Annotated in this window: 17 protein-coding genes; 3 read left to right on the top strand and 14 right to left on the bottom strand. The window is 65.0% G+C overall.

Translation table 11 applies throughout. From position 1 onward, the window contains the following. Positions 1-59 precede the first annotated feature (59 nt). The 10 genes from IE122_RS10720 to gdhA all read right to left on the bottom strand — a co-directional run bounded on the left by IE122_RS10720 (position 60) and on the right by gdhA (position 8613). Positions 60-1931, bottom strand: coding sequence for an ABC-F family ATP-binding cassette domain-containing protein (locus tag IE122_RS10720; protein WP_189621171.1), 1872 nt, complete (start codon positions 1929-1931; stop codon positions 60-62). Positions 1932-2149: 218 nt separating this feature from the next. Further along, complete coding sequence (locus IE122_RS10715; protein WP_189621170.1) at positions 2150-2905, bottom strand: lysophospholipid acyltransferase family protein; 756 nt, start codon at positions 2903-2905, stop codon at positions 2150-2152. Further along, positions 2902-3336 (bottom strand): Fur family transcriptional regulator, encoded by a 435-nt coding sequence (locus IE122_RS10710; RefSeq protein WP_189621169.1) that lies wholly within the window; start codon positions 3334-3336, stop codon positions 2902-2904. The genes IE122_RS10715 and IE122_RS10710 overlap by 4 nt, the downstream gene beginning before the upstream one ends. Positions 3337-3428: 92 nt before the next feature. Then, positions 3429-3881 carry a Ros/MucR family transcriptional regulator gene (locus tag IE122_RS10705; RefSeq protein ID WP_189621168.1) on the bottom strand — a complete coding sequence of 151 codons (453 nt, stop codon included), beginning with the start codon at positions 3879-3881 and terminating at the stop codon, positions 3429-3431. Between the two features lie 148 nt (positions 3882-4029). Further along, on the bottom strand, positions 4030-4485 hold the full coding sequence (gene rimI / locus IE122_RS10700) for a ribosomal protein S18-alanine N-acetyltransferase (RefSeq protein WP_189621167.1): 456 nt from the start codon (positions 4483-4485) through the stop codon (positions 4030-4032). Beyond that, positions 4482-5138: a tRNA (adenosine(37)-N6)-threonylcarbamoyltransferase complex dimerization subunit type 1 TsaB gene (tsaB, locus tag IE122_RS10695; protein ID WP_189621166.1), complete on the bottom strand. Its 657-nt coding sequence runs from the start codon at positions 5136-5138 to the stop codon at positions 4482-4484. Before tsaB ends, rimI begins: the two co-directional genes overlap by 4 nt. 17 nt (positions 5139-5155) lie before the next feature. Continuing rightward, complete coding sequence (locus tag IE122_RS10690; RefSeq protein WP_189621165.1) at positions 5156-5737, bottom strand: NifU family protein; 582 nt, start codon at positions 5735-5737, stop codon at positions 5156-5158. Between the two features lie 83 nt (positions 5738-5820). After that, entirely contained in the window at positions 5821-6657 is an 837-nt protein-coding gene (locus tag IE122_RS10685; RefSeq protein ID WP_189621164.1) for a ParA family protein, read from the bottom strand. A gap of 45 nt (positions 6658-6702) precedes the next feature. After that, a complete protein-coding gene (gene rpoZ / locus IE122_RS10680; RefSeq protein ID WP_189621163.1) occupies positions 6703-7047 on the bottom strand; it encodes a DNA-directed RNA polymerase subunit omega in 345 nt (114 codons plus the stop codon). 210 nt (positions 7048-7257) lie between these two features. Beyond that, complete coding sequence (gene gdhA / locus IE122_RS10675; protein WP_189621162.1) at positions 7258-8613, bottom strand: NADP-specific glutamate dehydrogenase; 1356 nt, start codon at positions 8611-8613, stop codon at positions 7258-7260. 303 nt (positions 8614-8916) lie between these two features. On the opposite strand from gdhA, the gene IE122_RS10670 reads away from it, so the two are divergent. Further along, entirely contained in the window at positions 8917-10566 is a 1650-nt protein-coding gene (locus tag IE122_RS10670) for an ATP-dependent nuclease (protein ID WP_189621161.1), read from the top strand. 122 nt (positions 10567-10688) lie between these two features. Here IE122_RS10670 and IE122_RS10665 read toward each other — a convergent pair whose 3' ends face one another. From IE122_RS10665 to IE122_RS10650, 4 genes are all read right to left on the bottom strand, one after another. Beyond that, positions 10689-12062, bottom strand: coding sequence for a class II 3-deoxy-7-phosphoheptulonate synthase (locus tag IE122_RS10665; protein ID WP_189621160.1), 1374 nt, complete (start codon positions 12060-12062; stop codon positions 10689-10691). Between the two features lie 279 nt (positions 12063-12341). After that, positions 12342-15344, bottom strand: a complete 3003-nt coding sequence (locus IE122_RS10660; RefSeq protein ID WP_189621159.1) for a M16 family metallopeptidase — start codon at positions 15342-15344, stop codon at positions 12342-12344. 142 nt (positions 15345-15486) lie between these two features. After that, on the bottom strand, positions 15487-18054 hold the full coding sequence (locus IE122_RS10655; RefSeq protein WP_189621158.1) for an HWE histidine kinase domain-containing protein: 2568 nt from the start codon (positions 18052-18054) through the stop codon (positions 15487-15489). Then, complete coding sequence (locus tag IE122_RS10650; RefSeq protein WP_229814024.1) at positions 18051-18653, bottom strand: biliverdin-producing heme oxygenase; 603 nt, start codon at positions 18651-18653, stop codon at positions 18051-18053. Before IE122_RS10650 ends, IE122_RS10655 begins: the two co-directional genes overlap by 4 nt. A gap of 290 nt (positions 18654-18943) precedes the next feature. Here IE122_RS10650 and IE122_RS10645 point away from each other — a divergent pair, with 290 nt between their 5' ends. Both IE122_RS10645 and IE122_RS10640 read left to right on the top strand, forming a co-directional pair. Then, positions 18944-19657 (top strand): Crp/Fnr family transcriptional regulator, encoded by a 714-nt coding sequence (locus tag IE122_RS10645; protein ID WP_189621156.1) that lies wholly within the window; start codon positions 18944-18946, stop codon positions 19655-19657. Between the two features lie 232 nt (positions 19658-19889). After that, positions 19890-20627, top strand: a complete 738-nt coding sequence (locus IE122_RS10640; RefSeq protein ID WP_189621155.1) for a glutathione binding-like protein — start codon at positions 19890-19892, stop codon at positions 20625-20627. Positions 20628-20629: the final 2 nt, after the last annotated feature.

Raw genomic sequence — 20629 nt, 5'->3', positions numbered from 1 at the left:
GCGCCTTCGTGGTTTTCGCGAACCACGAAGGCCGGCCATCACCCGCGCAACGAGAGGCGTTATACCAGGCCGAGCCCTTCCAACTGCTCGCCCAAGTCGAGCCATTGGGCTTCCGCGTCGGCCAGTTGGTCGCCTGCCCTGGCGCGGCGCGCGGCGAGTTCTTCCATCTTGCGCGCGCCTTCGCGATCGCTGGCCAGGGCCGGGTCGCATAGCGCGCTGTCGAGATCGGCGCAGGCAGCCTGCAGTTTCGCCATCGCCTTTTCCGCCCGCGCCAGTTCCGACTGGACGAACTTCAACCGGGCCCGGTTCGGTGCCGGTGCTTTAGTCCCCGCCTGACCAGCCGCCGGCTTTACGTCCTTCTTCGGCTGATTGCGGCCCAGTACGAAGTCGATGTAATCGTCCATCGATCCCGCATATTCCTTGGCGGTCCCGCCATCGACCAGCACCAGGCGGTCGGCGGTCAGTTCCACCATGTGGCGATCGTGGCTGATCAGGATCACCGCGCCGGTATAGTCGTTCAGCGCCTGGATCAGCGCTTCGCGGGCATCGACGTCAAGGTGGTTCGTCGGCTCGTCGAGGATCAAGAGGTGCGGCGCATCGCGGGTGATGAGCGCCAGCGCCAGCCGCGCCCGTTCGCCGCCCGACAGTTTCTCCACCACCCCGGTGGCGCGGGGGCCGGAAAAGCCGAAGCGGCCCAGTTGCGCGCGCACGGCGGCGGGGGTCTTGCCCTCCATCGCCCGCGTCATCAGATCGAGCGGGGTCGAATCGCGGGGCAGTTCCTCCACCTGATACTGCGTGAAATAGCCGACCTTGAGCTTGCCGGGCGCGTTGACCGTGCCCTCCAGCGGCTGGAGTTGCGAGGCCAGCAGGCGGGCGAACGTGGTCTTGCCGTTGCCGTTGCGACCCAGCAGTGCAATCCGGTCGTCAGCGTCGATCCGCATCGAGACGCGGCGCAAGATGGGCACCGCCGGGTCATAGCCCACCGCGGCACCATCGACGTTGATCATCGGCGAGCGCAATTCGCCCGGCGAGGGGAAGTCGAACGAGAGCGACGGGTCTTCCATCAGCGCCGCGATCGGCTGCATCTTCGCCAGCATCTTGGCGCGCGATTGCGCCTGCTTGGCGGTGGAGGCACGGGCGCTGTTGCGGGCCACATAGTCCTGCAACCGCTCGCGCTGGGCATCCTGCGCGGCCTTGGCGGCGGCGGCCTGCGCCGCGCGCTCGGCGCGCTGCTTCTCGAAGGCGTCGTAAGCGCCGGGATAGAGCGTCAGCTTGCCGCCCTGCAGATGCAGGATATGGTCCACCACCTTGTTGAGCAGATCGCGCTCGTGGCTGATCACCAGCAGCGTCGCCGGATAGGACTTGAGGAAGTTCTCCAGCCACAGCGTCGCTTCGAGATCGAGGTGGTTCGAGGGTTCGTCCAGCAGCAGCACATCGGGCTCGGAAAACAGCAGTGCGCCGAGCGCCACGCGCATCTTCCACCCGCCCGAAAAGCTGTCGAGCGGGCGGCGCTGCATCTCTTCATCGAAGCCCAGGCCCGACAGGATGCGCGCCGCCCGCGCCGGGGCGCTATAGGCATCGATCGCCAGCAGCCGCTCGTGCACATCGCCCAGGCGATCCGGATCGGTGCAGGTCTCCGCCTCGATCAGCAGCGCGGCGCGCTCGGTATCGGCGGCCAGCACCGCTTCCTCGGGCGTGATGGCTCCGTTCGGCGCTTCCTGCGCGATATAGCCCAGCCGTGCCCGAGACGGCTTGCCGATCGTGCCGTCGTCCGGCTCGATCTCGCCGATCAGCGCTTTCATCAGGGTGGACTTGCCCGCCCCGTTCCGCCCGATCAGGCCAACGCGCGCGCCCTGCGGGATAGTGGCGCTGGCGCGCTCAAGAATGGGCCGGCCACCAAGCCGGACTGTGATACCGTCGATCGTAAGCATGACGGCCCCATAGCAGCATGCTGCGCTGCACCCAATGGGCTAAAACCGTTGAGGTTCGCGCAAAGGCGCAGAGGCGCAAAGGTGTTGCGTTTTGGGGGAGTGTACCGTGACCAATACGTCAACAGTGGATTTGGCGCACAGTCAAAGCGGCGAAATGCCGGAGTGCGTTGCGCAACCCCTTTGCGCCTCCGCGCCTCCGCGCGAACCAATTCTTCTTTCTACGCGGGCCTGTCGATCGCCGCCTGGATCGCATCCTGCGCCGCCTTCGCCATAGTCTTGCGGTTAGCCCGCGCTGCCGGTTCCAGGGGCAGCAGGAAGTGCAAAGTCAGCGTCACAGGCCGGCGTCGCGCCAGCACGCGCAGGGCGTTGTCGAGGCCGGGCTCTACCCCGACCCAGGCGATGTCCGCCACCTCCCGACCATAGTCCAGCCACACCGGCTGGACCGGGACATGGTCGGCATCCGTTTCCAATGCCGAAAGCAGCGCGGACTTGAACGGCAGCAGGCCGGTGCCGTCGCTGGTGGTGCCTTCCGGGAACACTGTCAGTGCGCCGGTTTCGGCGAGCGCCGCGCGCACCTGTTCGATCTGGCGGGTGACGCTCGCGCGGTCGTGGCGGGCGATGAACACGGTGTCGTTCTTGTCGCACAGCCAGCGCAGCGGCGCAAAAGCGGCAAGGCCATCGTGCGCGACGAAGGCGCTGCCGGTGGCTCCGGCCAGCGCCGGAATGTCGAGCCAGCTTACGTGGTTGGCGATAAGGAAGCTGCCCGGCTGTGGTGCCGGGCCGGTGCGCCGCACGGTCATCCCGGAAATCCGGCCGAGTGCGGCGAGGAACCGGCGTGGTACCGGGTTGCGGCGGGTGAACGGCTTGAACACGTAGAAGGCCGGCACCGCCAGGGCCAGCGCCGCGATCATGGCCAGTGCGCGCAGGATGATGCGCAGCCAGCCGGCGGGCCCGATGGCCCGGCCTGCGCTCATTTGCGGGTCGAGCGGTCGCTCTCGATGCGCACGCCGAACAGTTCCATGCGGTGATCGACAAGCCGGAAGCCCATCTTTTCGGCGATCTGCCGCTGCAGCGCCTCGATCTCGGGGTCGACGAATTCGATCACTGCGCCGGTTTCCACGTCGATCATGTGATCGTGATGCGCTTCGGGCGACGCTTCGTAACGGGCGCGGCCATCGCCGAAATCGTGGCGATCGAGGATGCCGGCTTCTTCGAACAGGCGCACGGTGCGATAGACGGTGGCGATGGAGATGCCGGAATCGATCGCGGTAGCGCGTTCATGCAGCTTCTCGACATCGGGATGGTCCGTGCTTTCCGACAGGACGCGGGCGATGATCCGGCGCTGTTCGGTGATCCGCAGGCCGCGCTCGGCGCAGAGAGCTTCGATGTCGATAGGTTGGTGCACGGGAACCCTATGGCTGCGAAAGAGGCGACACCGGCTATTCTAGGCCGGTGCGCCTGCAATCACAAGTTCGCCGGTGCCGGGCTTTCCCCGGATCAGCCGGCTGCAGCAGCAGCCTTGGTGCGACGGCCGCGCTTGGCGTTGGGCTTGCGGCCCAGGCCGATCTTCTTGGCCAGTTCGCGACGCTTTTCGGCGTAATTCGGGGCGACCATCGGGTAATCGGCCGGCAGATTCCAGCGAGCGCGATAGTCTTCCGGGGTCATGTTGTAGTGCGTCATCAGATGGCGCTTGAGCATCTTGAGCTTTTTGCCGTCTTCAAGGCAGACGATGTAGTCAGGCTTTACCGAGGCGCGCACCGAAACGGCGGGCTCAGGCTTTTCCTCTACTATCGGGGCGGGGCCGCCAAGACCGGAAAGCGCACCGTATACGGCGGTGATCAGCGTGGGGAGATCATCGACAGTGACGCTGTTGTTGCTGACATGCGCGGCGACGATATCGGACGTCAGCGTGATCAGCGTTTCGTTGGTGTCTGTTTGAACCGTTTCCATCGTAACCTCTTTTTGGGGCGACCTGTTTTGTCATTGTTATGAGGGGGCAGAATTACCTGCGCACGGTCCCTGTACCATTTCAGCCAAGATTACAAGGTTGTTTTACAAACTATCGTCGGTTTTTATTGTAACAACTGCGACGGCGGGATCAGCCGGCTGGGGTGGCAGGAGAGAGGGCGGCTGCAAATGTAATCGCGTCAACGCGGCTGCCGTCAGATAGGCGGTAATAGTCTTTCCGTTCGCCGATTTTGAGGAACCCAAAGGTACTATAAAGGCGTTCTGCAGGATTTCCCCTGCGCATTTCGAGTAGGATTCGCCGCGCTCCGCGTTTCCGCGCGGCTTGTTCCAGGTGATCCAGCAGGCTGCGGCCCAGTCCCCGGCCGCGAAATTCGGGCCGCACCGCGAGCAGCAGCAGTTCTTCTTCCTCGAACCCGGTGCGCGAAAGCGCGAAGCCGGCGGGGCCTTCTGCGGCGTCGATCAGCAGATAGTGGCAATTGCCCAGCGTCAGTGCGTCTTCGATCTGGCGGCGGCTCCAGGCCTCGCCATAATGCGGATCGAACGCGGCGGCCATCACCGCCATGATGCGGTCGACATCGTCCATCATTGCGCGGGCTGGGCTGCGGTCCGGACTGCGGTTGCGCCCGGCAGGCGAGCATCGGGCGCGCGGCCGTAAAGCGGAGACGTGTCCGTCAGCAGCGCAGTAGCGGGCAGCAGCGCGAAACAGCGGGCATCGGGCAGCACATCCAGCGCCGTACCGAACCCCCGCCGCTCCACCAGCGCGCGCGCCTGCGAACCGGCGACCAGCAGGTTGCGGCAGGCGGATACAGCTTCATCCGGGGGCAGGGATGCGAGCGGCAGGCCGGCCGCACCATCGGGCCCATGGCTTTCGATGAACCATTCACCGTGCCCACCGGTCATCGCCACGTCGATCCCCGCCTCGGCCTCGGCACTATCGCGTGCCATAGCGGCAACCAGCGCCAGCGTGGAATAGCCCAGCACCGCCGCGCCCCACGCCAGCCCCAGCGCGCGGGCGGCGGCAAGGCCGACGCGCACGCCGGTGAAACTGCCCGGACCCAGCGCGACAACAATTCGATCGGCACGGCCGTTGGCGGGCAGCGCGGCGATCATCGGCACCAGCCGTTCGGCGTGGCCCCGCCCGAGCTTCTGCCAATCACCCGCGATCAGCGCCGCGCCATCGAAAAGCGCAACCGAGCAGGCCTCGGTCGCGCTGTCGATGACGAGGGTGCGTTCGGCCATGCCCATCGCCGTCAGGATCAGGCGGCGCGGACTTCGGTCACTTCGGGGACATAGTGCTTGAGCAGCGTCTCGATCCCGTTTTTCAGCGTGGCGGTGGACGAAGGGCAGCCGGAGCAGGCCCCTTTCATCGCCAGGTAGACAACCCCTTCGCGAAAGCCGCGATAGACGATATCGCCGCCGTCGTTCGCCACCGCCGGGCGCACCCGTGTCTCGATCAGGTCCTTGATCTGGTCGATCACATCCGCATCGGCGGGATCATCGTCCACAACGGTGTCGGCGTCGTCGGCCGGGACCGCGAACCCGCTGGCATCGCCCCCGGCAAACAGCGGCGCTTCGGATACGAAATGATCGAGCAGGATCGAAACCACCATCGGTTTCAGTTCGGCCCAGGCGACGCCCGGCGCGGCGGTGACGGCGACGAAACTGCCACCGAACAGCACCCCGGTGACATCGCCCAGCGCGAACAGCGCCTCGGCCAGCGGCGACGCCTCGGCATCCTCGTGCGAGGTAAACTCGCGCGTGCCCGCAGGCATGACTTCGCGGCCCGGCAGAAACTTTAGCGTGGCGGGGTTCGGCGTGGTTTCGGTTTCGATATACATGGTGCCTGTGCATGTAGGCCTAGTGGGCGCAAGGGGCAAGGTTTTGGGACGGTTGTCCGCGATGCCCCGCGGCTGGCCGGCCCTTACCCCCGCTCCGCCAGCTTCCGGTCGATCGCCTGCCACAGCGCCGCGAAGGCCTGCGCCGCCGGGCTGGCCGGGGCCAGCGCGCCGACGGGCTGGTGGTGGACGGCGCATTGTTCCACGGCGCTGGCGTAAGGAACGGCGGGCCAGTCCGGGTGGGCTTCGCGCGCCTGCCGGTGGAAGGCGCGGCGCAAGTCCAGCATCGAGAGCACCGGCAGGATCGGCGGATGGCCCCGGCCGGCCCCGGTGATCTCGCGCACCACCAGATCGAAGGCGCGGGCAGAGAGCGGCGAAGGCGGCAGCGGGACGATCACCAGGTCGGCGGCGCGGATGATCTGGGCCGACAGCTCGTTCAGCACCGGCGGGCAATCGAGGACGACGCGGGCATAGCCGGCCGCCAGTTCCTGCGTCAGCCGCGCCAGCCGCTTGCGCTTGCCGATGCGCAGCAATTGCGCATCGAGCGTGCGGATGCTTTCGTCGGCCGGGAGCAGATCGAGCCGCTCCCACCCGGTGGGGCGGATCAGGCTGGCGGCCGGGCGATCGCGCGAGAATACCTCTTCGGCCAGCCGCCGCTCGCTCGGCTCGACGCCGAACAGGAAGCCCGATCCGCCGGCGGCATCAAGATCCCATAGCAAGGTGGAATGGCTGCCCGCCGTGGCCGAAACCCATGCGAGATTGGCAGCGAGCGTGGTCTTACCGACGCCGCCCTTGACGCTGTAGACCGCAATGACCGCACCGGCAGCAGGCGCTTCAGGGGCGGGCGCGGGGTCCTGCCCTTTGGCGAAGGCTTTTGCGGAAAGGCCCGCAATACGCGGTAACTTCGACTTTCTCGTATTCACGCAAGGCAGGTTTCACCGGCCTTGCGCAACAGTCAACGAAAACGATCAACCGTCGTAATCGCCGCCCAGCGAGGTGTTGCGGGTCGGCGCGGCGGCGGTGATGCGCAGCGCTTCGGCCGACTGGCTGAGCGAGCCGACATCGTCCATCTCGTCGTCATCCTCGGGCAGGACGCGCTGCATCGAGGAGACCAGCGTTTCCTTGAGGATCGAGGGGGTCACCGTTTCCTCGGCGATTTCGCGCAGGGCGACGACGGGGTTCTTGTCGCGGTCGCGCTCCAGCGTCAGCTCCGCGCCGCCCGAAATCTCGCGCGCGCGCTGGGCGGCCAGCAGGACCAGATCGAAGCGGTTGGGGATCTTGTCGACACAATCTTCGACCGTAACGCGCGCCATGGGCACTCCGTGCAAAAGCGGTAAAGCGGGAAAACCGGCCACTTAAGCGGGAAGGTGCGCGGAGTCAAGGAAGGCGGGCGCGCGGCCCACCCCGCTGCGACTACGGCCTGCGGCCCAAGTCTCGCGGCCCTCCCGTACACGGGAGGGCAAGTCACCTTCTCCCCTCCCGTTTACGGGACGGGTCGGGGGAGGGCCTGTCCTTACGCAATCCTACACCACCCCGAACGCCAGCATCGCATCGGCCACCTTCTTGAAGCCGGCGATATTGGCGCCCTTGACGTAATCGACATAGCCGCCGCCCTGATCACCCCAGGTAAGGCACGATTTGTGGATGCCGGCCATGATGTCCTTGAGCATCTGCTGCAGTTCCGCCTCGCTCCAGGCGCGGCGGCCGGAGTTCTGGCTCATCTCCAGCCCCGAGACCGCAACGCCGCCCGCGTTCGACGCCTTGCCCGGCGCATAGAGCAGCCGGGCCGCCTTGAACACGTGGACGCCATCGAGATCGGTGGGCATATTGGCCCCTTCGGAGACGGCGATGCAGCCGTTGGCGACCAGGGTGCGAGCGTCGTCGCCCAGCAGCTCGTTCTGCGTGGCGCAGGGCAGCGCAAGATCGCAGGGGACGCCCCACGGGGTCTTGCCGGCGTGGAAGGTGGTACCGGGAAAGGCGGCGCAATAGTCCTCGATCCGGCCGCGACGGTGGGTCTTGTGGGCCTTCACCCAATCGATCTTGTCCTGCGTGATACCATCGGGATCGTGGATGAAGCCGGCCGAGTCCGACAGCGTGACGACCTTGCCGCCCAGTTGCACGATCTTCTCCGCCGCATGGGTCGCCACGTTGCCCGAGCCGGAGATGACCGCCACCTTGCCCTTCACCCCGTCGGCCCGGGTGGCGAGCATGTTTTCGAGGAAATAGACCGCGCCATAGCCGGTTGCCTCGGTGCGGATCAGCGAGCCGCCCCATTCGAGGCCCTTGCCGGTGAGCACGCCGGTGAAGTTGTTAGTGATGCGCTTGTACTGGCCGAACATGAAGCCGATCTCGCGCCCGCCCACGCCGATATCGCCCGCCGGCACGTCCACATCGGCGCCGATGTGGCGATAGAGCTCGGTCATGAACGACTGGCAGAAGCGCATGATCTCGCGCACCGACTTGCCTTTGGGGTTGAAGTTGGAACCACCCTTGCCGCCGCCCATGGGGAGGCCGGTCAGCGCGTTCTTGAAGGTCTGCTCGAAGGCGAGGAACTTGAGCACGCTTTCGGTGACCGATGGGTGGAAGCGGATGCCGCCTTTATAAGGCCCGATGGCGTTGTTGTTCTGCACCCGCCAGCCGCGCTGGACGCGGATGTGCCCGGCATCGTCCTCCCAGCAGACGCGGAACGAAACCACCCGATCCGGCTCGGCGATGCGCCGCAGGATCTGCTGGGCGTGGTATTCCTCCTTGTCGGCGATGAAGGCATAGATGTCCTCGGCCACTTCCTGCACCGCCTGGACGAATTCAGGCTGATACGGATTGCGGCGCTTGACGCCTTCCATGAACGTATTGAAATCGACGTGGTCCGAAATGGCCATGGCAATTCTCCCCCGGTTGCCCCGCGTGATCGCGGTGTCTGTTTGAGTCCGGTGGGGGGAGGATAGGCGCGGGATGCGCGGGGGGATAGGGGGGAGTTTGGTGGGGGTGTCGGGACATTTCTGCTGATCGCTCCGACGGCGACAGATGTCTGCATTGGGGGGTAACCGGTGCTAACGGACGGTCCATCATTGGGATAAGAACCGCCAGACCGGCATACAACTTGCAGCCAAACGCATGGGAGGCGAAGGTGTTGATACGTTGTCAACTTCCGTTGTGCAATGATTAGGATTGAAAGGGTTTCGGTGCTCATTAAAGAATTAAGGCTTCGTTTTGGTGCGGGGCAAGAATCAGGCCCACTGGTTTTGGATGAGCCTGCCGTCACCATCTTCGTCGGACCAAACAACTCGGGGAAGAGTATGGTTCTGCGCGAAATTGCCGAATTCAGCCGCCACGGAGATACGCATCGTACCATTCTTGGTGGGCTCAAGTTCCGCAAGCAATCGGTTGAAGAAATCGATGCGATCCTTGAAGTCTGGATTGACGACAGTCGCAGTCCGGGAGAAATGGACTACCCTGATCACGAGTACCTCAAGTTTGGGGCCTGGCGGACGCTAATCCACGTTCCGGATTTCCGCCGAGTTCTGCAGAATCCGGAGGAGGACACAAATTTCTTCGCTGAACAATACGCGGCCCATCATATGCTCATTCTCGATGGGCCAAGCAGGATTGGCCTGACCGCGGCACAGGAAAGAGGCGACCTGAAGGACCCGCAAAGCACTTTTGCTCGACTTCTAACGGACGATCCTCGCCGTGAATCGCTACGGGATGTACTTTTCGATGCGTTCGGCCTTTATTTAGGTATGGACATTTCCGAAGGTGCGTCAATCCACCTGCGATACGGGAATAGTGCCCCCCCAAACGAGCGCACCGTAGAGGATGCTACACTGGAATGGATGAGGAATGCTCGTCCCGTCCATCAGTGGAGCGACGGCATGAAGGCATTTACGGGCATGCTGTTGGTACTGCGCGCAGGCGACCCGAAGATTATAATAATCGACGAGCCGGAAGCTTTTCTGCACCCTACCCTGGCTTACAAACTTGGTCGCGAAATTGCCCAGACTGCGAGCCAAGGCGAGAAGCAGGTTTTTGTATCGACCCATAGCAGCCAGTTCCTGATGGGCGCGATCCAGTCGGGCGCGAAGATCAATGTCGTCCGCCTGACCTATCAGCAAGGCAGTGCCACTGCTCGCATGCTTTCGAACGACGATATCCGTGTCATGATGCAAGAACCCCTTTTGCGGTCTGCGAATGCTCTGTCGGGCGTCTTTTACGAAGGCGTCGTGGTCGCCGAAGCGGACGCGGACCGCGCCTTCTACCAAGAGCTCAACGAGCGGCTTTTGGCGGGGGAATCTGGACGGGGCGCGCCGAACACCCTCTTCCTCAACGCCAACGGGAAGGATTCAGTGAACAAGATCGTCGGGCCGCTTCGGGCACTCGGCATACCCGTTGCCGCAATTCTGGACATCGACGCACTCAACCCCGAGACCAACTTCCCAGTTCTTCTGAAAGCCACAAATTACCCGAAGCCCCACCGATCCATAAGTTCGGAGCGCGTGGACGTCTGGTCAGACCTTGTTTCAAACGACAAAAAACCCAAGTCGGATGGCGGAATTGCCTTGCTCACTGGCGCTGCGAAGGAAAAGGCTGAGAACCTTTTCGATCGCCTCGATCAATATGGCCTGTTCGTCACGAGGCATGGCGAGGTTGAGCACTGGCTGCCTGAATTGAATGTCGCCAGAAGCAAAAGGTGGCTGCGGAACATCTTCGAGGCACTGGGCAACGACCCGAAAGCTCCCAACTATGTTCATCCCGATGACGACGATGTCTGGGCATTTCTCGACAAGGTTGGTGCTTGGATCAAGGATAAGGGACGACGTGGGATTCCGCTTTGACGCTCAGCGTGCAGAGGCGGGTTATACTTTCACATCCTCGAAATCGATCCCTTGATCGACTATCCATGCCGTTACCAATCAGCCCTCCCGCAACCGGGAGGGCCGTCCACGCCGCCCCCCCCTCAAGCCGCCTGCTTATGCCGCGCGTCTGCTTCCAGGTTCAGCAGGTCCGCCATCTCGAACGCCAGTTCGATCGACTGAGCACCGTTGAGGCGGGGGTCGCAGTGGGTGTGGTAGCGGTCGGCGAGCGCGGCGTCGGTGATGGCGACGGCGCCGCCGGTGCATTCGGTCACGTCTTGCCCCGTCATCTCGACATGGATGCCGCCCGCATGGCTGCCCTCTGCCCGGTGGACCGCGAAGAAGCCGCGCACTTCGGCGAGGATGCGCTCGAACGGCCGCGTCTTGTAGCCGCTTTCGGACTTGATGACGTTGCCGTGCATCGGATCGCATGACCACACCACCGGGTGCCCTTCGCGCTGGACGGCGCGCACCAGCCTGGGCAGGCCGGCTTCGACCTTGTCATGGCCGAAGCGGCTGATGAGCGTCATCCGGCCGGGCTCGCGCGCGGGGTTGAGCGTGTCGAGCATGCGCAGCAGCGCGTCCGGTTCCAGGCTGGGGCCGCACTTCATGCCGATGGGGTTGCCGACGCCGCGCAGGAACTCGACATGCGCCGAGCCTTCGAAGCGGGTGCGATCGCCGATCCACAGCATGTGCGCCGAACAGTCGTACCAGTCTCCGGTCAGCGAATCCTGCCGGGTCAGCGCCTGTTCGTATTGCAGCAGCAGCGCTTCGTGGCTGGTGTAGAAGCTGGTGCCCTGCAGTTGCGGCACGGTCATCGGATCGACGCCGCAGGCCTGCATGAAGTCCAGCGCCTCGCCGATGCGATCGGCCATCTGGGCGAACTTCTCGCCCCAGGGCGAACGGCCGATATGCTCCAGCGTCCACTGGTGGACCTGGCGCAGGTTGGCATAGCCGCCGTTGGCGAAGGCGCGCAGCAGGTTGAGCGTCGAAGCCGACTGGCCATAGGCGCGCACCATGCGTTCGGGATCATTGCGGCGGGTTTCGGGATCGAATTCGATGCCGTTGATGATGTCGCCGAAGTAGCTGGGCAGTTCCTGCCCGCCTGCCGTCTCGGTCGGCGCGGAGCGCGGCTTGGCGAACTGGCCGGCCATGCGGCCGACTTTCACCACCGGCTGCTTGCTGGCGAAGGTGAGGACCACTGCCATCTGCAACAGCACGCGGAAGGTATCGCGGATGTTGTTGGCGCTGAATTCGACGAAGCTTTCGGCGCAATCCCCGCCCTGGAGCAGGAAACCGCGCCCGGCCGCCACTTCGGCGAGGTCCGCCTTGAGCGCGCGCGCCTCACCGGCAAAGACGAGCGGCGGGAAAGTGGCGAGCCGGCCTTCGACCGCGCTCAACTGTTCCAGATCGCCATAGTCCGGCAGATGGCGCGCTTCCTGCGCTTTCCAGCTTTCCGGGTTCCACTTGCTCGCCACGTCACGCTACTCCTCAAGGGGAGGTTTCCCCGAAGCCCTGCGCCGAACGTAAGATCGCCCGCGCGCGGGACAAGGGGCGCCCTTTAGCGGGGCGGCGACCGATTTGCAAAGGCGGTTTGGGCGATCACTGTGATCGGGGGGAGGGGGGAGCCCACCCGCCTCTTACCCTTCGTCATCCGCGCGCAGGCGGGGACCCATCTCCTGACGCTTCAAATTGCACCGGCATCAGATCGGTTCCCGCGTTCGCGGGAATGACGATATTGTTTTTGGAAATACACATCACGGCGTCGCCGTCACCTTCGCGCTCGCCACCGTAGTACCGTCGCCCTGTCCTTCGGCGGGCAGCACTTCGAGCCGCCAGGAATTGCCCTTGCCCAGGTAGCGCGCGGCCAGCGCCTGCATTGCTTGCGGGGTGGTTTCGGTATAGTCAGCCAGCACCGTGCCGATGCTGCCGAAGCGCACCGGATCGGTGGTCGCGCCTTCGAGCTGGTTCATGAAGAACGCGGTGCTGGAAGCGGCGCGGGTGACCTGCTGGCGCATCGGTTCGGTGACCAGCGCCAGTTCCTCGGCGCTGGGCGGGTGATCGATGAGGTCCTGCGCGATCTCGCTCGCGGTCTGGAAGAACACCGGGACCGACTTGGGATCGACCTGTGCGACGGCGGTGATCGCCCCGCCCGCCTTGAGGTCCACCGGCCAGCTTGAATAGACATAGGGCGAATAGCTGACGCCCAGCTTCTCGCGCGCGGCATCGAGCAGGCGATTGGAGAACAACTGGGTCAGGATTTCCAACTGGCGCGATTCGCTGATGCCCATCGAGCCGCCGCCGGTGGGCCAGGATACCACCGCCGCCGCCTGATCGGGATCGCCGTGGTGATAGAGCACCACCGGCTGGGCCGAGGGCTTGGAGACGGCGACATCGCGCGTCGGCGGCGGGCCGGCAGGCTGTGCGGCCCGTGCGGGGAGCGCGCCGAAGGTGCGGTTGAGCGCGGTGATCGCGGCCGCCTTGTCGAAATCGCCGAATATCTGCACTTCGACCGGGCCTTGGCCCAGAGCATCGCCCCAGACCTTCTTGAAGCGCTCGAACGTGGCCGCCTCGGTCTGTTCGGGTGTCGGGGTGGCAAAGCGGGCGTCCTTGCCGCGCTGGTAGAACGACAGATCGCGGTTCAGCACCCCCTGCGGCGAGGTGGAGAAAGTGGCATACTGGATGCGCGCTGCAGCCTTGGCGCGCTGGAACGGCAACTGGTCCCAGCGGGGCAGTGCCAGCTTGCCCGCGAACAGGTAGAGCTGATCGGCGAGATCGGCGGGCCGAGTTTCGGCGGAGAAATGGAACGAGGCGTCATCGACGTCGAAATCGAAACCCATCTTGCGCCCGGTGGAGATGCGATCGAGATCCTCCTGATCGAGGCTGGCGAGGCCCGAGCCGACCAGCGCGATCTTGCCGAGCGCGATATAGGGCGCGTCCGCCGGATCGATGGCGCGGGTGCCGCCACCGAAACGGACCTTGACCATGACCCGGCCGGGCTCTTCGACCACCGGCCACAGCAGCGCCTTGACGCCATTGGGCCACACCACTTCCTCGATGCCGAGCAGCCCGGTCTGCACCTGCGCTGCCGGGGTCTGGACCTTGCCGATGGCGGGCAGCTTGTCGAACGAGACCGGCGCGGCGGCAACGGCGGTGGGCGGCGCATCGGGCGCGACCTGCTGTTGCAACGCGAGCTTGAGCGCGCCGGCATCGGCCATCCCGGCCTTGGGTGTGGTGAACACGGCGCGGCTGACGGTGCCCGAGAACAGCTTGCGGGTATGTTCAAGCACCGCCTGCGGGGTGAAAAGCGGGCGCGAGCGGCGGAAGATATCGAGCACCGCCTCGGGCGAGGCGACTGTCTCGCGGATATCGAGCGCCATCACCAGATCGTCGGCAAGCTGGCTGCCGGGAAGGATGCGGCGCTGTTCCACCGGCACCTGGAAGGCGACGTCAAGCTCGGCCACCTCGCGATCGATCTCCTCCTGCGTCGGCGGACGCTGCATGGCATCGGCGATCACCGCGCGCACATCGCGCAGCGCCGCCTGCCAGTCGTCCGTCAGCGGGGTGAGCGAGACGAACGTGACATCGGCCGAGCGCGATACATCGTCCTGGTTGACTTGCGCGGTCAGGAAGCTGCCGCCGGCCCGCGCCTTGGTTTCCAGCCGGCGGTTGATGATCGACTGGGCCAGATTGTCGATCATCTTGCCCTGGTTGTAGACGATCGTGTCGTTCTTCTGCCGCCATGGCCGCTCTACTGCATAGAGCAGCGAGGGCGGCAGATCCGGCTCGACCAGAACCCGCGCCATATCGACCGGGGCGGCAGCGGGATCGCCGGCCGGTGCCGCCGGATCGGCTGTTACAGCGGCCGGATGCACCACCGGATCGCCAAACGTCGGCTGCGGGGTCAGCGGGCCGACGCCCTTCCACCCGGCGTACCACTTGGTCACCGCCGCCTCCAGCTCGGCCGGGGGCAGATCGCCCGAAAGGATGACCACGACGTTTTCGGGCCGGTACCAGCGCTGGTAGAACGCCCGCACGGCTTCCGGCGTGGCGGCAGTCAGCGTCTCCACCGTGCCGATCGGCTCGCGCACCGAGAGCGGCTGGCCGGCATAGAGCGTATCCTGCATCGCCTGCTGCGCCCGCTTCGACGCCCCGCCGCGCTCGCGCATTTCGGCCAGCACGATCGGCAGGTCGGACTTGAGGTTGGCAGCCGAAAGCGTAGGGGCCGAGACCATCCCCGAAAGCAGCTTCATCGCTTCATCGAGCGAGGCGGCATTGGCATCGGGCAGGTCCAGCTTGAACACCGTCTGCGTCGTCGTCGTCTCGGCGTTGGTGTCCGAACCGAACGATGCGCCCAGCTTCTGGAAGGTGGTGATCGCGCTGCCTTCGGCGATATATTTCGACTGACGGAACAGCATGTGTTCGAGCAGGTGCGCGAACCCGCGCTCGCTGTCCGCCTCATAGAGCGACCCGGCATCGACCCGCACCCGGATCGATACCTGCCCCGGCGGCACCCCGTTGTGCCGCACCGCATAGCGCAGCCCGTTCGGCAGCCGGCCGAAGATCCACTCCCGATCCGGCGGCACGTCGCTGCCCTTGTAGAGCCACGGCACTTGCGCCCCCGAAGAAGCGGGTGCTTGCGCCTTCGAAGGTGCCGAAGCCACCGGCTTGGCCCGCGCCTCCGCCGTTGCCGCAGGCAGGACGAACAGCAGCGGGAGCGAGAGGACGAGCGAACGGGCGGCGCGCGGGGATCTGGTCATCACGACGGTATAGGAAGCGCCTCGCTTAAGGACCAGTGAATAGCGCGGTTAGATGTGGGTGGTTTGGAGGAGCGCTTGTTTGAGGCGAACGGGAAAAGCGCGCGGACCGCTTAGACCGGCATTTTAAGTTAGCCCCTGCGTTTCACCCCCGCCCACGCAGCAGTTTCGTCACCGCGCCGCGCAGGTCGCGTTCGTTGTACGGCTTGGTCACCATCGGGACGTTGCCGAAGCGGCTGGTGGTCGACAGGCGTTCGCCGTAGCCGCTGGCGAAAATGAAGGGAGTGCCTTGGGCGATCAGTTCGGCGGCCACCGCGTCGCTGGTTTCCTTGCCCAGGTTCACGTCGAGCATGGCGAAGCTCACCTCGCCGTCGCGGATCTGGTGGAGCGCTTCGGCGACGGAGCCGGCGATCCGGCAATCGCGGAAGCCGAACGAGCGCAGCAGGTCTTCGGCTTCCATGGCGATGATGACGTTGTCCTCGACGATCAGCGCGGTGCCGCCGCCAAGCCCGGCGGCGATGCTGGCACCCGAGTCGGGCTCGACTTGCGGCTCGCGCACCACGGCGCTGGGGGTTTCGAACGAGGAGATGTGCTCGTCCGGCACGAGGAAGGTGGCGCGCAGGCCGTCCGTCGGGAAGTCCACCGCCGCCGACCCGCCCAGTTCATGCGGGATCGTGCGTTCGATGATCGTTGAGCCGAATCCGCGCCGGGTAGGCGCTTTGACGGCCGGGCCGTCGCTTTCGTGCCAGTCGATCCGCAACCCGCCATCGTCACCGCGGCTGAGCGTAACCTGCACCAGCCCGCGCGAGTCTGACAGGGCACCGTATTTGCACGAATTGGTCATCAGTTCGTGGATCACCAGCGCCAGCGTGGTGAAGGCGGTGGGCGCGATCAGCGCATCAGGGCCGCTGATACGCACGCGATCCTGGCTTTTGCTAGCGTAGGCGTCGGTCTCGGTGCGGATCAGGTTGTAGAGCGAGGAGGGCGACCAGTCGGTGCGGGTGACCTGATCGTGGGCGCGGGCCAGGGCCTGGATGCGGCTGCCGATGATCTCGGCGAAATCGTCGATCGAGGCAGCCCCTTCCTTGCTTTGGCTGACCAGGCCGCGGATGAGGTTGAGGATGTTGCGCACGCGGTGGTTCAGTTCCGCGATCAGCATGTCCTGCTGGCGATGCGCGCGATCCCGTTCGGCATTGGCGGCATCGGCCAAGCGCAGCACCACTTCCAAGAGGGTGATCCGCAGCGATTCCGCCGCGTTGATCTCGTCGATGGTCCAGGGACGGGCGTGGCCACCCATTTCCTCTTTCCACAACTCGAAACTCTTGCGCGGGGTCAGCCGAGGCCCATTAGGGCCCAGTTCCACCGGCTTTTCGGGATTGCCGGCCCAATGCACCTCGCGAAGCTGTTCGCGGCGAAACAGCACGATATAGTCGCGCGGACTGCGGCTGACGGGCAGGGCCAGCACCCCGGCCGCCTTGTCCAGCCATGCGGCCGCCGGTTCGAACGCGCTGACCACGTTGTCCGATGCCCAGACGCTGCTGGCACCAGCGGTGTTGAGGAAGCGGGCCAGTTCCTCGAACTGCGCGCGGGTGGGCACTTCGCCTTCGAACACATATTCATCGTGGACCCAGCCGACGATGCCATCGTGCGGGATCACCTTGCGGATCGATTCCGAAAACTCGCCGAAGGCTTCGAGCAGGGTGCCGCCACCGGCAACGCGGGCCATGATCTCGTCGTGCAGCTTCACGGCGTCGATGCGCTTTTCCATGGTGCTGTCGGCCACCCGCTGTTCCAGCAGGTACGAGAAGAATTCGCCGAACAGTTCGCTGGCAGTGCGGACCGAATAGGACAGCACCAGCGGCGCATAATGGTGGCAGGCCATCAGCCCCCACAGCTTGCCCCGATGCATGATCGATACCGACATCGACGCCTTGACGCCCATGTTGCGCAAGTATTCGATGTGGATCGGAGATACCGCGCGCAAACCGGACATCGACAGGTCGAGCGGATCGCCATTGGGGCCGACGGCGGGGTAAATCTGCACCGTCGGATCATCGATATCGGTGATGATCCGCAGCATGTTGCGGGCATAAAGCCGCCGCGCCTGCGCCGGGATGTCGCTCGCCGGGAAATGCAGGCCCTTGAAGCTGTCTACCGTGCCGTTGCGGCTTTCGGCAATCACCTCGCCCGCGCCGGTCGGCTCGAAGCGGTAGATCATCACCCGGTCGAACCCGGTCAGCCCGCGCAAGTGGCGCGCCGCGCTGGCGCACAGTTGCTCGACCGTGGGGGCCTGGCGCATGCGATCGATCATCGGCCGGACATAGCTGACATAATCGCGCCGACGGCCGCCTTCGTGCGGCTCGATTTCGAGGACGAATGAACGGCCCGAAGGGTGCACGGCCACATCGAACACGCGCCCGTCACCCAGCAGGTCCACTTCGAACACCCGCTCCACCGCGCTGCCTGCCCCCAGGATCTGCAACCGCGTGCGCAGATCGTGCAGCGCGCTGGGCGCAAGGAAGCGCGTGGCAGGAACGCCGATCAGCTCGCGCGCATCGCAGCCGAACAGATCGCTGCAGTTGAGCGAGGCGTGGTTGATGATCCAGTCGCTCGAAAACGACAGGAGCCAGCCGAAACTCTGGATGCGGCCGATCACGTGGATCGGTTCGAGGTCGCAGGTGGTGAGGTCTACCGGGGGGGCAGCGTCGATCATGCAGCGTCAGGCTCGACTATGCGTTCGCCACTGCGGGCGGATGCATCGAACGCCTCGGCAAAGCAGGTGAAGGTATCGCGCGCGGCGGTGCAGGCGGCGGCGATGTGCGCATCGTCCAGCTCTGCCGCGCGCATGTGTGCGAGCAGCGCCCGCCAGATGCCGATGCCGCTTTCGTCCTCCATGTAGCGCGAGCGCAGCCCGGCCGACTGGCCGTGATATCCGCGCTTGCGCAGCATCGCGAGGCCGAGGCGCGATCCGGCAACGACATAGGCGAGGCCCAGCGCGGCACCGTCTGCAGCCAGCCATGGGCTGGAAATGCGGGGCAGGGTGGTCGTATCTTCGCCCAGCTCCGTCAGATCGGCGCGCAGGGCTGCGGGATAATCAGGGCAGCTCAAATCCAGTTCGCCAGCTACAAAAGCGCGGAATGGGGCGAAAATCGCCGCCATGCCGGTAGCATGACCGCGCAGGAAGCGGGCCAGGTCGTCCTTGCGGGTCAAGTCCAGCGAACCAAACGCGGCGTCCAGCTTGTCGTGGGCCGGGCCGGTCGCGCAACGCAACGCTTCCAGCACTACCGGGGGTGAGGTGGAGGTCGCATTCAAGGCATTATCACTGCGCGACATCGGCGCTCCCGTGCAAGGCTGGTCGATCGTGAAAGGCGGCAAGGCGCGCCGCTTCCCACGTGCTGAACAACCCTCGGCGCCGGGAAATGTTCCTGAGTCACGCAACTAGCAAGCCCGATCGGCACTGTCTGTCCACTTTTGACCGCTTTTGCGGGGAACTTGCGAAGTTTCCGGAAGTTGTACCCGGACGAACGCGCACCGGTCGCGCTCGATAATTGTTTTGTACAGGGCGCCGCACCCATCGTGGCGGCCAAGCGCCAGGGAATAGCATGACTGAAAGCAGCGACTTGCTGAGCGCCCTTCACCCCGAAGATATCGCCGCCCTGCGCGCCCACATGGCACCTTGCCGGCTGACATCGGGAGCGGTCATTTTCGAGCCGGGCGATAACGTCGAGTGGTGCTATTTCCCGCTGGGCGGGACCCTGTGCTCCTACTTCGTGCTGCTTGATAGCGGCATCGCGGTGGAAACGATAATGGTCGGGCGCGAGGGTGCATTGGGGGGGATCGTCAGCCACGGCAATCTGCCTGCCTTCGCCCGCTCCAACGTGCTTCACGGCGGCGATGCGCTGAAGATCTCGATCCGCGATCTGGAGGCGATCAAGCTCGATCGCCCGTCCATCGCGCACCTGTTCAACCGCTATGCCGATTGCGTGATGGCGCAGGTCTTCCAGTCCATCGCCTGCAACGCTGTCCACACGATCGAGGAACGCGCCGCTAAGTGGCTGGTCGCGGCTGTCGATCGTATCGGCAGCAACCAGGTAACGATGACGCAGGAACAACTCGCCTCCATGATGGGCATCGGCCGCAGCTATGCCAGCCGCGTGCTGCAGCGGTTCAAGGCCGATTGCCTCGTCCGCACCCGGCGCGGCGGCATCGAAGTGCTTGATCGCGATGCACTGAGCGGTCGCGCCTGTAGCTGCAATGATCAGGTGGCCGAACACTTCCACAAGGTGCTGGGCGCGGTCTATCCCGCAGAGGCTTAAGTTTCTGCGCCCACGATAAACCCAGCGCAACGGGTCTCGACTACGCTCGACCCGAACGGGAGGGGGAAGGTCATTCTGCTTTACCCCAAGCTCCGTTCGTGTCGAGCATAGTGAGGCACACCCGTCCCACTACTCACCATTGACCATAAGGTCCAATTAGGCGACCCTCACGCTCGTAAGGCAAGAGCCGCGCAGATCGCGGCCGGGTGCCATGGGGCAGGAGAAGTGGCCGATGATCGAATTGCACTATGTGGCGACCGCCAATGGTCTCAAGGTTGCCATCATGCTGGCCGAGCTGGGTCTGCCTTACCGCGTGGTCAACTATGATCTGTTCGGTGGCCAGCACCTGACCGCTGAATTCCGCCGCATCAATCCCAATTCGAAGCTGCCCGCGATCATCGACATGGCCCCAGCCGATGGCGGCGAGCCGCTGCCGGTTTTCGAAAGCGGCGCGGTGCTCATGTATCTGGCGGAAAAGACCGGACGCTTCCTGCCCACCGCCCCGCGCGATCGCGCCGTCGCGCAGCAATGGCTGCTCTGGCAGATGGCAGGGCTGGGCCCGATGCACGGGCAGGCGCACCACTTCGTCCGCTATGCACCCGAAAAAATCGATTACGCGGTGACCCGCTACACCCGCGAGGCGCGCCGCCTGCTCAACGTGCTGGACTATCGGTTGAGCGAGGCGCGTTTTCTGGCCGGCGATGAATATTCGATCGCGGATATGGCCGCCTGGCCGTGGGCAGGCGGCGCGGCGCTGATCGGGATCGACATCGCCGAGTTCCCCTCGCTGGCGCGCTGGCACGCCGAAGTCGGGGCCCGCCCCGCCGTTGCCGCGGCGCTGGCCGGCAAGGAAACCGGCGTCCCGCCCGAATACATGCAGGAACGCGCGCAGCTTACCGCCGAACAGTGGGCCAACACCTTCGGCGACAGGATGCACGCCGCCGCCAGCTCGCACCGCGCGGACGCCTGAAC

Origin of the sequence: Novosphingobium colocasiae (assembly GCF_014652555.1) — a bacterium.
GTDB classification, from domain to species: domain Bacteria; phylum Pseudomonadota; class Alphaproteobacteria; order Sphingomonadales; family Sphingomonadaceae; genus Novosphingobium; species Novosphingobium colocasiae.
Note: the sequence above shows the minus strand (reverse complement) of the source record. Positions and strands in the feature narration are given on the sequence as shown.

Bases quoted from the DNA above. Each gene is read 5' to 3' on its own strand.
- IE122_RS10720 (WP_189621171.1), bottom strand. From the start codon at position 1,931: ATGCTTACGATCGACGGTATCACAGTCCGGCTTGGTGGCCGGCCCATT.
- IE122_RS10715 (WP_189621170.1), bottom strand. From the start codon at position 2,905: ATGAGCGCAGGCCGGGCCATCGGGCCCGCCGGCTGGCTGCGCATCATC.
- IE122_RS10705 (WP_189621168.1), bottom strand. From the start codon at position 3,881: ATGGAAACGGTTCAAACAGACACCAACGAAACGCTGATCACGCTGACG.
- rimI (WP_189621167.1), bottom strand. From the start codon at position 4,485: ATGATGGACGATGTCGACCGCATCATGGCGGTGATGGCCGCCGCGTTC.
- tsaB (WP_189621166.1), bottom strand. From the start codon at position 5,138: ATGGCCGAACGCACCCTCGTCATCGACAGCGCGACCGAGGCCTGCTCG.
- IE122_RS10690 (WP_189621165.1), bottom strand. From the start codon at position 5,737: ATGTATATCGAAACCGAAACCACGCCGAACCCCGCCACGCTAAAGTTT.
- rpoZ (WP_189621163.1), bottom strand. From the start codon at position 7,047: ATGGCGCGCGTTACGGTCGAAGATTGTGTCGACAAGATCCCCAACCGC.
- gdhA (WP_189621162.1), bottom strand. From the start codon at position 8,613: ATGGCCATTTCGGACCACGTCGATTTCAATACGTTCATGGAAGGCGTC.
- IE122_RS10660 (WP_189621159.1), bottom strand. From the start codon at position 15,344: ATGACCAGATCCCCGCGCGCCGCCCGTTCGCTCGTCCTCTCGCTCCCG.
- IE122_RS10655 (WP_189621158.1), bottom strand. From the start codon at position 18,054: ATGATCGACGCTGCCCCCCCGGTAGACCTCACCACCTGCGACCTCGAA.
- IE122_RS10645 (WP_189621156.1), top strand. From the start codon at position 18,944: ATGACTGAAAGCAGCGACTTGCTGAGCGCCCTTCACCCCGAAGATATC.
- IE122_RS10640 (WP_189621155.1), top strand. From the start codon at position 19,890: ATGATCGAATTGCACTATGTGGCGACCGCCAATGGTCTCAAGGTTGCC.